The sequence below is a fragment of the Actinomadura nitritigenes genome (genome assembly GCF_017573545.1).
Taxonomy (GTDB): Bacteria; Actinomycetota; Actinomycetes; order Streptosporangiales; family Streptosporangiaceae; genus Spirillospora; species Spirillospora nitritigenes.
Window position 1 is genome coordinate 1 of the sequence record NZ_JAGEOK010000041.1, and the last position, 11,569, is coordinate 11,569.

An 11,569-nucleotide genomic window follows, 5' to 3' on the forward strand; every position below is an offset into this window, starting at 1 on the left:
GGCGGGCACGCCGGAAGGGGAGGAGGGAGCGGCGACCGCGGGCGCCTCGGAGACCTGACGCCGCGTCCCGCGCGGGCGCGCCGTTCGGGCGTCCCGCGCGGGAGCGCCATGCGCCGAAGCGTCTGGCACGATCGGACGCATGTACGAGCGCTTCGCCGACGAGTACGCCGCGCACGCCGAAGTGAGCCCCCACAACGCGCTCTACGACCGTCCGGCCGTGCTGGGGCTCGCCGGGGACGTGCGCGGCATGACCGTGTTCGACGCCGCGTGCGGGCCCGGCTTCTACGCCGCCGAGCTGCAGGAGCGCGGGGCCCGCGTGCTGGGGTGCGACGCCAGCCCGCGGTTCGTGGAGCTGGCCCGCGAGCGCACCGGCGGCCGCGCGGACCTGCGCGTCCACGACCTGGCCGAGCCGCTCGACTGGGTCCCCGACGGGACGGCCGACCTGGCCGTCCTCGCCCTCGCGATCCACTATCTGGACGACCGCGTCGCGCTGCTGGAGGAGCTGCGCCGCATCCTCGCGCCGGGCGGGGCACTGGTGCTGTCGACGGAGCATCCGACGGCGAAATGGCTGCGGCTCGGCGGCTCCTACTTCGACGTGGAACCCGTCGAGGAATCGCTCAGCGATGAGCGCGACTGGCCGATCCGCGCCTGGCGCATGCCGCTGACGGACATCTGCGCCGAATTCCGCCGCGCCGGGTTCCTCATCGACGAACTCCTCGAACCCCGTCCCGTCCCGGAGATGGCCGAGAGCCATCCCGAGGACCACGCCCTGCTGAACCAGGTCCCGGCCTTCGTGGCCTTCCGGCTGATCCCGCGTCCCGGCTCGGCGGAGGCCCCCGCCTAAACTGGCCGGGTGCCGTCCCGTAGCGCGCCCGCCGAACCGGTCACGCCCGATCCGCCGGGCTCGATCGACCGCCCGCTGCTCACCCAGTCGTGGCTGGACGTGGCGCTGGTGCACTGGGCGGCCGACCCCGCCGACGTGGCGAGACTGCTCCCGGCGGGCACCCGGCCGGACGCCTTCGACGGCGCCGCCCACGTGGGCCTGGTCGCCTTCCGGATGCACCGCGTCGGCTGGCTCCGCTTTCCCGGAGTCCCGTACCTCAGCCGTTTCCCCGAGACGAACGTCCGCCTCTATTCGGTGGACGGGAACGGTCGGCGCGGCGTCGTCTTCCGTTCCATGGACGCCTCGCGCCTGATCCCCGTGCTGTTCGGGAGGATCGGTTTCGGGCTGCCGTACCTGTGGTCGCGGATGTCGGTCCGGCGCGTCGGCGACACCGTTTCCTACATCAGTTCAAGGCGCTGGCCGGGACCGCGCGGCGCGAGCTGCAGAATGGTCGTCCGCATCGGGGAGCCGATCGGCGAGCCGACGGATCTGGAGCATTTCCTGACCGCCCGGTGGGGGCTGCACAATGCCTCCTTCGGCCGGACGATGTTCCTGCGGAACGCCCATCCGCGCTGGCCGCTGCACCGCGCCGAACTGCTGGCCTGCGACGAGGACCTGGTGGCCGCCGCCGGGCTGCCCGCGCCGGAAGGCGAACCGCTGAGCGTCCTGTACTCGCCCGGCGTCCCCGTCCGTTTCGGGCTGCCGTCCGGCTCCCCGCGCGCCGATGCCTGACCCGTCAGGCGCCCTCGATCTCGATGCGCACGCCCCGGCTCCCGCCCGCGGCGTGGAGTTCCAGCGTGCGGGCGGCGAAGCCGGACGGGACGTCGAAGAGCAGGTAGCCGCTGAAGGACGAGCCGGCGGGCAGCGGCCGGGACGCCGCCCGCACGTACCTCTTCGAGCGCGACGGGCTCAGGAGCAGCGAACCGGGCCGCCTGCCGTCGCCGCCGTGCAGGCGCTGCGCCGCCGCGTCCAGGCGGAGGGGCGCGGAGCCGGTGTTGGCCGCCGTCAGCCGGACGCGGCACCAGGTACCGGTGGCGGCGATCCCCGTGATCTTCACGCCGCACCGGGGGCCGGACGCGGTGAACGTCAGGTCGCCGTCCTGGACCGGGGTGCCGAGGGTGCCGCGCACGGGCGCGGCGGCGTGCCGATGGAAGGCGTAGGCGCCGCCCGCCAGCGCGGCGGCCAGTAGCAGGACCAGCGCGGTGAGGAGGCGGCGCGGGCCCGCCGTCCGGCCGCCGAGGAGCCGGATGTCGCGGATCGCCAGCCAGCAGATCTGCAGGGTGGCGGCGAGGTCGGCCACCCCGATGAGCGGCAGCAGCCACCCGGCGGCGGACCGCCGGTAGCTGTTCAGGACGAGCAGGACGGCGAACGCGACCAGGGCCTGGACGCCGAGGACGGCGCCGAACGCCCGCCCGATCCGCCGCACGGGCCGGACCGGCTCCCCCTGCACGGGTGGCCGCGGGTCGTAGGCGGGCCAGGCGACGGGCCCGGGCGGGTCCGGGCGGGTGGTCTGCGTGTCCGACACCGGCACCACCGTAAGGGGCGCCGATTTCGCGATCGGCTTTTGGCCTGAACCGGCCGGACGCGGGGCGAACCGGCAGGGGACCCCGCTCAGTGGACCCTTGGGAAAGGCGGTAAGTTCTGCGCTATGGGGGACTATTGGGGCCGGTCTGTCCGTGTCGTCGCGGGGGCCGCGGTCCTCGCCCTCGCGCTCGCCGCCTGCCAGCGGTCCGCGGCGGAGAAGCCCAAGGGAACGGCGCCTGTCGCGCCGCTGGCGCCCGCCGTCGGGCAGAAACCGGACACGGCGGCGGTCTGGCGGAAATGGGGCCTGAAACCGCTGGTCCCTGCGCCGGCGCCGCCGGTGGACAAACCGCTCGAACTCCCGAGGAAGGGCCCGGCGAAGGTCTTCGAAAGCGTCCCCACCAAGGACCGCGTCGTCTTCGTGACCCTCGACGACGGGCAGGAGAAGGACCCGAAGTTCGTCGAGATGATGAACGACCTCCGCGTGCCCGTCACGATGTTCCTCACCAAGGACGACATCCAGGACGACTACGGGTACTTCAAGCCGCTGCAGGCGCTCGGCGACCGCATCCAGGACCACACCATCACCCATCCGGTGCTGCCCACGCTCGGCCTGGAAGGGCAGAAGCACGAGATCTGCGGCGACCGCGACGCCCTCACCGAGCAGTACGGGACGGCGCCGACGCTGCTGAGGCCGCCCTTCGGGCGGTGGAACTCGCTGACGCAGCAGGCCGCGCGCGAATGCGGCATCAGCGGCATCGTGATGTGGCGGGCGTCGATGCAGATCCACGACTTCCAGTACGACGACCCGAAGAAGGAACTGCACCCGGGCGACATCCTCCTCGCGCACTTCCGGGGCCCGAAGCAGCTCAAGGGCGAGACGATGACGCGGATGTTCGCCGATCTGCTCAAGCAGATCGAGAGGCGCGGGTTCAGCGTCGCGCGGCTGGAGGACTACATCAGCGTTCGATGAACACCCGGACGCTCTTCACCGACGGGTCCGCGGTGTCGGGGATGACCATTCCGGCGTCGACGCCCGTCCGCAGGTAGTCGAGGACGGGGGCGGTGATCCGCTCGCCGGGCAGGACGGCCGGGATGCCGGGCGGGTACGGGGTGATCATCTCGGCGGAGACGCGGCCGGCGGCCCGGTCCGCGGGCACCTGCTCGGCCGGGCCGAAGAACGCGTCGCGGGGCAGCACGACCAGTTCGAGCCGCAGCTCGGCCGGCGATGGCACCTTCACCTCGGGGACCCCGGTGAGCGAGCCGGCGTTCGCGCGCAGGTCGCGGAACGCGGCGAGGAGCTGCCCGACGGTGTCCTCGTCGTCGGCGAAGGTCAGCTGCGCGCTGATCCGGCGGTGGTCGGCCAGGTGCATGTTGATCCGGTGGTGCTCGCGCAGCCGGTCGGCGACGCGGTAGCCGCTCGTGCCGAGGCCGGCGAGGTCGACGACGATCGGGAGCGGGTCGAGGTCCCGGGCGAGGCCGGGGCCGGTGAACTCGTCGCGTCCCTGCACGTCGAAGCCCATCTCCGCCAGCTCGGACCGCGCCCGAGCGGCCAGCTCCAGGGCGTTGCCCAGCAGGTCGCGGCCGTGCTCGACCATCTGCCGGCGCCACCCGTCCAGGCCCGCGTACAGCAGGACGGACGGGCTGGTCGTGCCGAGCAGGTCCTCGCGGGCCTTGAGCACGTCCGGGTCGACGAGCGGGCCCTGAAGGTGGAACACCGAGCCCTGTTCGAGGCCCGCGCCCATCTTGTGGACGCTGGTCACGCACACGTCGGCGCCGGAGTCCATCGCCCAGGTCGGCAGGTCGGGGTGGAACGGCAGGTGCGCGCCCCACGCCTCGTCCACGATCAGCGGCTTGCCCCGCTTGTGGCACTCCTCGGCGATCGCCGAGAGGTGCGCGCACGTCCCGTACGGGGTGGGGCTGGTGACGAGGGCGCCCTTCGCGTCGGGGTGCTCGTCGAAGCGGGCGGCATAGGCCCCCGGGGACGGCGGGTGGGCGAGGTGCCGCTCGGCGTCCCATTCGGGCTCCACCCAGATCGGGCGGATGCCGGCCAGGATCAGCCCGGACACCACGGACTTGTGCGCGTCCCGCCCGACCAGCAGCTTCTCGTGCGGGCCTGCGACCGAGAGCATCGCGCTCTTGACCGAGAGCGAGCTTCCGCAGGTGGAGAAGAACGTCGTGTCGGCGTGGACGGCGTCCGCCATCAGCTCCTGCGCGTGCTCCAGCACCCCATTGCTGGACGTCCGGTCGTCCAGCCCGGACATCGCGAGCAGGTCCGACCGGTACACGGCGTCGCCGAGCACCTCGCGGGCGCGGGGATCGGCGCCCCGGCCCTGCTTGTGGCCGGGTGGGGTGAACGGGACCTGACCCTCCCGGTGGTAGGCGGCCAGGGCTTCCAGAACGGGGGCTCGGGAGTGGTCCATCCCGGCCGTGTTCCCCGCGGCGGGGCGCTCTAACGGGCGCGCCGGGCCGGGCCGGCGGCCGATCCGGTGGCCGGCAGGGCGGACGAATGGGACGGCCGACACCGGGTAGGGCGAACGCCATGAACGATCGCATACCGGCCGAGGCGGAGCTGGCCTGGGAGGACTTCCACCGGCTCGTCAACATGACGTCCGACGAGCTGCGCACCTGGCTGCTCACGGACGCCTCGGGAGAGGAGGCGTTCCCGGCGGAGCCGGAAACCGGCGTCTCCGAGCTCGGCGCCCGTGTGGTGGACCTGCTGCGCAAGCGGAAGGTCGACCTCACCGACGGCGACGCCGACGTGATGCGCCAGGTCGTGGACTACGTCGAGGAGCATCTGGACGCCCCGCCGCCGGACGGCGCGAGCAACGAGCGGTGGCGGCACGAGCTGATGACGGTGGGCCACGACCCGCTGCGCCCCGAGCCGTCCAGCGCATAGGAGGGATCATGCCGAACCCGCAGCAGCCCGAGATGAGGCGGTCCGGCCGGACGGCCGTGACCGAGGAGCCGGCGCCGGAGGCCACCGACCCCAAGGGAACGCGGGCGAAGGGTCACGCGCACGGCACCGACAAGGGGAACAAGGGCGGCGGCAAGGGCGGCGGGACACCGCCGGACCAGCAGCCCCCGCACCCCGACTAGCGGACAGGCGCCGAGGCCGCCCCGGCCTCCCGGGGCGGCCTCGGCGTGCGGCTTCCCGGAGCGGACGGACGGGTAGGGGCGGAAGGTGCTGGAGCTGTCGGCGGGGCAGGGGCTCGTGCAGATCGGGGAGCTGCTGCTCGCCCTGGTGCTGTCGGCCTGCATCGGCCTGGAGCGGGGGCTGCGCAACAAGAGCGCGGGCCTGCGCACGCACACCCTGGTCGGGCTGGGCGCGGCGCTGTTCATGCTGGTCAGCAAGTACGGGTTCCAGCACGCGCCGGGGCCGGTGTCGTTCGACCCGTCGCGGGTGGCGGCGCAGATCGTGTCGGGCATCGGCTTCATCGGCGGCGGGCTGATCTTCGTCCGGCGGGACGCGGTGCGCGGGCTGACGACCGCGGCGGTGGTGTGGGTGACGGCGGCGGTCGGGATGGCGGCGGGCGGCGGCCTGTGGCTGCTGGCGATCGCGGTGACCGGCGGGCACTTCCTGGTGGTCTACGGGCTGAGCGCGCTGTCGCGGCGGCTGCCGATCGAGCGGTTCCGGCCCACCGGGGTGGCCCGGCTGCGGCTGGTCTACCGGGACGGGCGGGGCGCGCTGCGCAGGGTGCTGGTGGAGTGCACGCGTCCGGACGGCGCGGCCCGTGGAACGCGGTGGTGACGCTGGTGCTGGAGGGACCGGGCTCGATCCCCGACCTGGCCGCGGCCCTGGCCGAGCTGCCCGACATCGTGGGGGTCACGGTCGGCTCCGACCACGACGACGACAGCGCGTGACCCGCCGCCACCTGACCCGCCGGGGCCGCGTGGTCGGCGCTGGGCGATCCGCTAGGGCGCCTGGGTGTGCGGGCGGTAGCCCTCGTCCTCGCCGCCGGGCGCCTCGGCCTCGGCGTTCGGGGGGTCGGTCTTGCTGGGGGTGTGCTCTTCGGCGAAGTCGTCGTCGACCTCTTGCGGCGCGCCCGCCTCGGCGCGGCGGTCGGCGAGCGGTTTGTCCTCGTCCCGCTTGTGTTCGGCCATGGGGTTCCTCTACTCCGGTGGGCGGCGGATAAACGCCTAAAGTGAAGGCATGTTGTACGGGCGGGACGAGGAACTGGCCACGATCGACCGGCTTCTCGGCCAGGTCCGCGAGGGGCGCGGTCGGACTCTCGTACTGCGCGGTGAGGCCGGCATAGGCAAGACCGCTCTTCTCGACCATGCCGCTGCGGAAGCGTCCGGCATGCGGGTGCTGCGCGGTACCGGTGTCGAGTGCGAGAGCGGGATGCCGTACGCCGGTCTCCACATGCTCCTGAGCGGGCACCTGGACCGGATCGATTCGCTGCCCGACGCACAGGCGCGCGCGCTGCGCAACGCCCTCAACATGGGCGCCCGCCAGGACGCCGACGGCGGTGACCGGTTCCTCGTGGGACTGGCCGTCCTGACCCTCCTGGCCGACCTCGCCGAGGAGAAGCCGCTGCTCTGCCTGGTCGACGACGCGCACTGGCTGGACGGTCCGTCCGTCGAGGCGCTGCTGTTCGCCGCGCGGCGCCTGGAGGCCGAGCCCGTCGGGCTGCTGTTCGCGGCCCGCGACATGGACGCGCCGGAGTTCCCCGCGCCCGGCCTGCCCGAGATGCGGCTGCGCGGGCTCGACAGGGCCGCCGCCACCGAGCTGCTCGCCCGGCACGCCGCCGAACTGCCCCGGCACGTCCACCACGAGATCCTCGCGGCCGCGACGGGCAACCCGCTCGCCCTCCTCGAACTGCCCGGGCTCCGGACGCAGGCGCACGACGCGTCCTCGGCGTACGAGCGGATCCGCCGGTCGTACGCCGAGAAGATCGCCGCGCTGCCGGAGCCGTCCCGGACGCTGCTGCTCCTCGTCGCGGCGGACGACGCCGGCGGGATCGGCGCGATCATGGGGGCGGCGGAGCGGCTCGGCGCGTCCGTCGACGACCTGGAGCCCGCCGAGCGCCGCGGCCTGCTGCGCTCCACCGCGGACGGCCGGCTGGAGGTGCGGCACCCGATCGTCCGCACCGCCGCGTACGGCGACGCGCCCCTGAACCTGCGCATCGCGGCGCACCGCGCCCTCGCGGAGACGTACCGGGAGCGCGGCGACCGCTGCCACCACGCCTGGCACCTGGCCCGGTCGGCGACCGGGCCGGACGAGGCCGTCGCGGCCGTCCTGGAGTCGACGGCGGGCGACGAGCGGGACACCGGCGGCAACGCGTCCGCCGCCGCGATGTACGAGTCCGCCGCCGCGCTCAGCCCCGACCCGGCGGCGCGCGGCCGCCGGCTGGCCACGGCCGCGCGCGCGTACGCGTTCGCCGGGCTGACGGACCGGGCCGTCGAGCTGGCCGCCCGCGCCGAGGCCGATCTGGACGACCCGCGGGCGCGCGCCGACCTGACGCTGATCCGCGCGTCCCTCGCCGACGAGCAGGACCGGACGAAGGAGGCGTACCGGATGTTCGCGGAGACCGCGGCGTCCGTCGCCGAGCTGGATCCCCGCCTGTCCGGCTACCTGTTCTTCCAGGCCGCGGGCGCGGCCGCGAACGCGGGGGACTACGCCGCGGTCGACGCCATCGCGGCGCGCGGCACCGAGCTGGAGCTGCCGAACGCGTCCCACCTGCGCGCCCTGTCCCGGGTGTTCGCGGGGCAGAACCCGCTCGCGGCGTCCGGCGACATGGCCGGGGGCGTGGCCGCGCTCCGCGAGTTGATGGACGGGATGAACCTGTGCTTCGGCCCGCGCGACCGGGTCCGCGTCGCCCTGTGGCACATCCTGATCGGCGACATCGAGGGCGCCGCCGAGACCGCCGCCGAGCTGGAGGCGCGGTACCGTGAGCAGGGCGCGATCGGGCTGCTGGCGCCCGTCCTGATGATCCGGGCGCGGGCGCGGCTGATGCTCGGCCACCACCGCGACGCGCGCACCGCCGCGACGGAGGGCCTGCGGATCGCCGCCGACACCGGGCAGCACCGCATCCGCGTCTACCTGGAGACCGTCCTCGGCCTTCTCGCCGCGATCGAGGGCGACGAGGAGCGCTGCACCGAGCTGACCGAGGAGGCGCTGGCCCGCGCGGTGCCGCCGAGCAGCGTCCACGCGGCGGCGGCGCGCGGCCTCCTCGATCTCGGTCTCGGCCGCCACGAGGCCGCGCTGTCCCGGCTGTCGGACGTGGTGAGCGGGCCGAACCGGCAGGGCGCGATCGCGAGCCTGCCCGACCTCGTCGAGGCCGCCGTCCGCGCGGGCCGCCCGGAGCTGGGGGAGGACGCCGCCGGGTGGTACACGGGCTGGGCGCGGCAGATCGGGCGGCCGTGGGCGGAGGCGATCGCGCTGCGCTGCGCCGCGCTGCTCGCCCCGGACGGCGCGGCGGACGCGATGTTCGCGGAGGCCGTCGAGCTGCACCGCAAGGGCGGCACGCCGTTCGAGCGGGCCCGTACCGAGCTGCTCTACGGCGAGTGGCTGCGGCGCTCGCGGCGCCGCAACGACGCGCGCGCCCAGCTCCACTCCGCGCTGGAGGCGTTCGAGCGGCTCGGCGCGGCGCCGTGGGCGGAGCGCGTCCGCACCGAGCTGCGCGCGGCGGGCGAGAGCCTCGCCGCCGCCGGCGCCGACGCGGGTGGCGACGATCTCGCCGCCCGGCTCACCCCGCAGGAGCTCCAGGTCGTCCGGCTCGCCGCGGCGGGCCTCAGCAACCGGGAGATCGGCGCGCAGCTGTTCCTGAGCCCGCGCACCGTCGGCTACCACCTCTACAAGGCGTACCCGAAGCTGGGCGTCGCGTCCCGAGGCGAGCTACCGCACCTCGACCTCACCTGAGGGGGCGGGCCGGGGTGACCTCGTGGGAATGGATCACGAGGTCGAGGAGGGCGCCGGGGGACGAGCCGGGCATCGCGTGGTCCGCGTCGTCCTCGGGACGGTAGCCGGGGCCGATCACGCGGATCGGCGCGGGGGCGGCGAGCCAGGCGGCGACCTCCGCCGGACGCGGTCCGCGCAGGTCGAGCAGGTAGTGCGGCGGGCCCGCCTGCCCGAGGACGGCGTCGCCGAACGCGGCGGGCGGCGGCGGGACCGGGACGCCGCCGTGCACCGCGCCGTGGTCGAACGTCAGCCCGACCGCGAGGTAGCCGTTCCCCAGCGCCTTGCGCAGGCGACCGCCCGTGTTCGTGCGCTCGGACGGCCCGCTGGTGACGCGCTCGCCGTTCGCCGCGTGCGCGAGGCCGCCCCAGTAGACGACCTTGGAGCGCGTCCGGTCGTGCCACCAGAGCAGGTTGGCCGCCATCCGCCGCTCGCTGAACGGGATGATCCCGTCGGCGGGCAGGCCGTGGAAATGGTGGAAGTCCACGATCGCCTGGGCCGCGTGCACCGCGAGATCGTCGCCGGGTAGGTCCTTGACCAGCGCGTACGCCCGCTCGGCCTGGTCGGTGAAGGGACGCTTGGCGGGCTCGCGGCGGAACCGGCCCACATGCTCGTCGATGTCGCCGTCCGGCCGCAGCGGCGCGTACAGCTCCCGGATCTCGCCGAGCCTGCCGGGGGCGGCCCGCCGGACGTGCTCGATGACCAGGTCGTACGCCGATGCCCGGACCGTGGTGAAGTTCAGCCCGAACACCCGGACCGGGTCGTCGGGGTGGTGCTCGTTGAACCGCCGGATCCAGAGCAGCGCGTCGAGCACCTCGTCCGTCCGCCATGGCAGCCACGCGTCGGCCAGCAGCGCGCGCGGGTCGCCCTCGCCCGTCCGCACGTAGGCGTCGAGGCGCAGGCCGCTCGTCCAGTCCTCCTCCAGGGCGAGCGTCCTGAACCCCAGCTCCTCCACCAGGAACCGCAGGACGCGGTGCTGGAGCACGAACAGCTCGTGGGCGCCGCGCGTCGCCGCGCCGAGGCCCACCACGCGCGCGCCGCGCGCCGCGTCCCGCAGCGGTTCCAGGTCGCCGAGCGGCCCGTCCGCCGAGCCCGCGGCGACCGGCCGCGCCGCCTCCGCGATCCAGCCCGTGACCGCGTTCTCCCCGCCCATGCCCGTCTCCTCTCGTCGTCGCCGACGCTAGGAGCCGGGGGACCGGCCGGGCATCCGTCACCCGACTGGTCCCGGCCGGGAGCGGCCTCAGGCGCGCAGCGAGCCGGCGATCTGGCGGGTCGTGACGTTGATCCGGTTCCACGCGTTGATCGCGGCGATGCACATGATGAGGGAGAGCAGGCTCTCCTCGTCGTAGGCGTCGGCGGCCTCGTCCCAGACGTCGTCGGGGACGCCCGCCGGGTCGTCGGCGAGGCGGGTGGCGGCCTCGGTGAGGGCGAGCGCGGCGCGCTCCTCGTCGGTGAAGTACGGGGACTCGCGCCAGGTCGCGACGGACCAGAGGCGCTCGTCGGTCTCGCCGTCCTTCTTGGCGTCGTAGGCGTGCATGTCGGCGCAGAAGCCGCAGCCGTTGATCTGGCTGGCGCGGAGCCGGACCAGTTCGAGCGTGCTCTTCGGGACGCTGCTCTTGGCCAGCGCGCCCTCCAGGCCGAGCAGGGCCTTGTAGGCGTCGGGGGCGATGGCGGGGAGCCCGGTCATCCGTGCCTTCATAATTTTCCCTTTCCAAGATGGGGGATAACCAGATTTGGAGCGCACCGGTGCCGCCGAGGACGGCCCGGTGCCGGTCAGGTGGTCAGTTGCGCGCGTACCAGGCCCGCACGTTGTCCTCGATCTCCGGCACCCCGCGCTTCACCGCCGCGCTGACGTCGGCGAGCGTCTGCTCGGCCAGCGCCCGGCGCCAGGCGAGCTCCGCCTTCCGCATGGCGGTGCTGACGGCGCAGGGCCGCCGCAGGACGGACGCGGGGGTGCCGGCCCCGACGCCGCGCTCGCGGATCTCGGTGCACTGGAACGCCTCCTCCGGCCCCTCGATCGCGGCCACCACGTCCATCATCGTGATCTTCTCCAGCGGGCGGGCGAGGCGGAAGCCGCCCCGCGCGCCCGGCGTCGAGGTCACGAGACCGGCCTTGACCAGGGCCTGGAGCTGCTTGTTCAGGTAGGGCGGGGGGAGTTCGAAGCCGGCCGCGAGCCGTGCCGTCGGCACGGGCCGGTCCTCGCCCATCCAGTCGAGCAGCAGCAGGCAGTGCGCCGCCCACTCGACCCCCTCGCCGATCCGCAT

13 protein-coding genes are annotated in these 11,569 nt (G+C 74.4%); 7 read left to right on the forward strand and 6 right to left on the reverse strand.

Features of this window, described 5'->3' with window-relative positions:
* The first annotated feature begins 139 nt into the window (after positions 1-139).
* Positions 140-844, forward strand: coding sequence for a class I SAM-dependent methyltransferase (locus J4557_RS41740; RefSeq protein ID WP_208272368.1), 705 nt, complete (start codon positions 140-142; stop codon positions 842-844).
* A 9-nt stretch (positions 845-853) separates the two neighbouring features.
* Positions 854-1,615, forward strand: a complete 762-nt coding sequence (locus J4557_RS41745) for a YqjF family protein (protein WP_208272369.1) — start codon at positions 854-856, stop codon at positions 1,613-1,615.
* A gap of 4 nt (positions 1,616-1,619) precedes the next feature.
* Here the strand turns inward: J4557_RS41745 and J4557_RS41750 are convergent, their stop codons facing one another.
* Positions 1,620-2,408 (reverse strand): DUF4352 domain-containing protein, encoded by a 789-nt coding sequence (locus J4557_RS41750; protein WP_208272370.1) that lies wholly within the window; start codon positions 2,406-2,408, stop codon positions 1,620-1,622.
* 123 nt (positions 2,409-2,531) lie between these two features.
* Between J4557_RS41750 and J4557_RS41755 the strand changes: the two genes are divergently transcribed.
* Positions 2,532-3,377: a polysaccharide deacetylase family protein gene (locus tag J4557_RS41755; protein WP_208272371.1), complete on the forward strand. Its 846-nt coding sequence runs from the start codon at positions 2,532-2,534 to the stop codon at positions 3,375-3,377.
* Here J4557_RS41755 and J4557_RS51290 read toward each other — a convergent pair.
* Complete coding sequence (locus J4557_RS51290; protein ID WP_208272372.1) at positions 3,364-4,827, reverse strand: aminotransferase class I/II-fold pyridoxal phosphate-dependent enzyme; 1,464 nt, start codon at positions 4,825-4,827, stop codon at positions 3,364-3,366. The two genes, J4557_RS41755 and J4557_RS51290, sit on opposite strands and share 14 nt — an antisense overlap.
* 119 nt (positions 4,828-4,946) lie before the next feature.
* Between J4557_RS51290 and J4557_RS41765 the strand changes: the two genes are divergently transcribed.
* The 3 genes from J4557_RS41765 (at position 4,947) to J4557_RS41775 (ending at position 6,155) form a co-directional block, all read left to right on the forward strand.
* Positions 4,947-5,303, forward strand: a complete 357-nt coding sequence (locus J4557_RS41765; RefSeq protein WP_190855900.1) for a DUF3140 domain-containing protein — start codon at positions 4,947-4,949, stop codon at positions 5,301-5,303.
* An 8-nt stretch (positions 5,304-5,311) separates the two neighbouring features.
* Positions 5,312-5,503 carry a hypothetical protein gene (locus tag J4557_RS41770; protein WP_208272373.1) on the forward strand — a complete coding sequence of 64 codons (192 nt, stop codon included), beginning with the start codon at positions 5,312-5,314 and terminating at the stop codon, positions 5,501-5,503.
* Between the two features lie 85 nt (positions 5,504-5,588).
* Positions 5,589-6,155: an MgtC/SapB family protein gene (locus J4557_RS41775; protein WP_208272374.1), complete on the forward strand. Its 567-nt coding sequence runs from the start codon at positions 5,589-5,591 to the stop codon at positions 6,153-6,155.
* 164 nt (positions 6,156-6,319) lie between these two features.
* Here the strand turns inward: J4557_RS41775 and J4557_RS41780 are convergent, their stop codons facing one another.
* Positions 6,320-6,508, reverse strand: coding sequence for a hypothetical protein (locus J4557_RS41780; protein ID WP_208272375.1), 189 nt, complete (start codon positions 6,506-6,508; stop codon positions 6,320-6,322).
* Between the two features lie 49 nt (positions 6,509-6,557).
* Between J4557_RS41780 and J4557_RS41785 the strand changes: the two genes are divergently transcribed.
* Positions 6,558-9,269, forward strand: a complete 2,712-nt coding sequence (locus J4557_RS41785) for a helix-turn-helix transcriptional regulator (protein WP_208272376.1) — start codon at positions 6,558-6,560, stop codon at positions 9,267-9,269.
* Here the strand turns inward: J4557_RS41785 and J4557_RS41790 are convergent.
* The 3 genes from J4557_RS41790 to J4557_RS41800 all read right to left on the reverse strand — a co-directional run bounded on the left by J4557_RS41790 (position 9,262) and on the right by J4557_RS41800 (position 11,569).
* Positions 9,262-10,458: an erythromycin esterase family protein gene (locus J4557_RS41790; RefSeq protein WP_208272377.1), complete on the reverse strand. Its 1,197-nt coding sequence runs from the start codon at positions 10,456-10,458 to the stop codon at positions 9,262-9,264. The genes J4557_RS41785 and J4557_RS41790 overlap by 8 nt on opposite strands.
* A gap of 87 nt (positions 10,459-10,545) precedes the next feature.
* Entirely contained in the window at positions 10,546-10,992 is a 447-nt protein-coding gene (locus J4557_RS41795) for a carboxymuconolactone decarboxylase family protein (protein WP_243777211.1), read from the reverse strand.
* A gap of 94 nt (positions 10,993-11,086) precedes the next feature.
* Positions 11,087-11,569 carry an RrF2 family transcriptional regulator gene (locus J4557_RS41800; RefSeq protein WP_208272379.1) on the reverse strand — a complete coding sequence of 161 codons (483 nt, stop codon included), beginning with the start codon at positions 11,567-11,569 and terminating at the stop codon, positions 11,087-11,089.

Coding starts and splice junctions, on each gene's coding strand:
- J4557_RS41765 (WP_190855900.1), top strand. CDS start 4,947: ATGAACGATCGCATACCGGCCGAGGCGGAGCTGGCCTGGGAGGACTTC.
- J4557_RS51290 (WP_208272372.1), bottom strand. CDS start 4,827: ATGGACCACTCCCGAGCCCCCGTTCTGGAAGCCCTGGCCGCCTACCAC.
- J4557_RS41790 (WP_208272377.1), bottom strand. CDS start 10,458: ATGGGCGGGGAGAACGCGGTCACGGGCTGGATCGCGGAGGCGGCGCGG.
- J4557_RS41800 (WP_208272379.1), bottom strand. CDS start 11,569: ATGCGGATCGGCGAGGGGGTCGAGTGGGCGGCGCACTGCCTGCTGCTG.
- J4557_RS41795 (WP_243777211.1), bottom strand. CDS start 10,992: ATGACCGGGCTCCCCGCCATCGCCCCCGACGCCTACAAGGCCCTGCTC.
- J4557_RS41770 (WP_208272373.1), top strand. CDS start 5,312: ATGCCGAACCCGCAGCAGCCCGAGATGAGGCGGTCCGGCCGGACGGCC.
- J4557_RS41785 (WP_208272376.1), top strand. CDS start 6,558: ATGTTGTACGGGCGGGACGAGGAACTGGCCACGATCGACCGGCTTCTC.
- J4557_RS41755 (WP_208272371.1), top strand. CDS start 2,532: ATGGGGGACTATTGGGGCCGGTCTGTCCGTGTCGTCGCGGGGGCCGCG.
- J4557_RS41740 (WP_208272368.1), top strand. CDS start 140: ATGTACGAGCGCTTCGCCGACGAGTACGCCGCGCACGCCGAAGTGAGC.
- J4557_RS41780 (WP_208272375.1), bottom strand. CDS start 6,508: ATGGCCGAACACAAGCGGGACGAGGACAAACCGCTCGCCGACCGCCGC.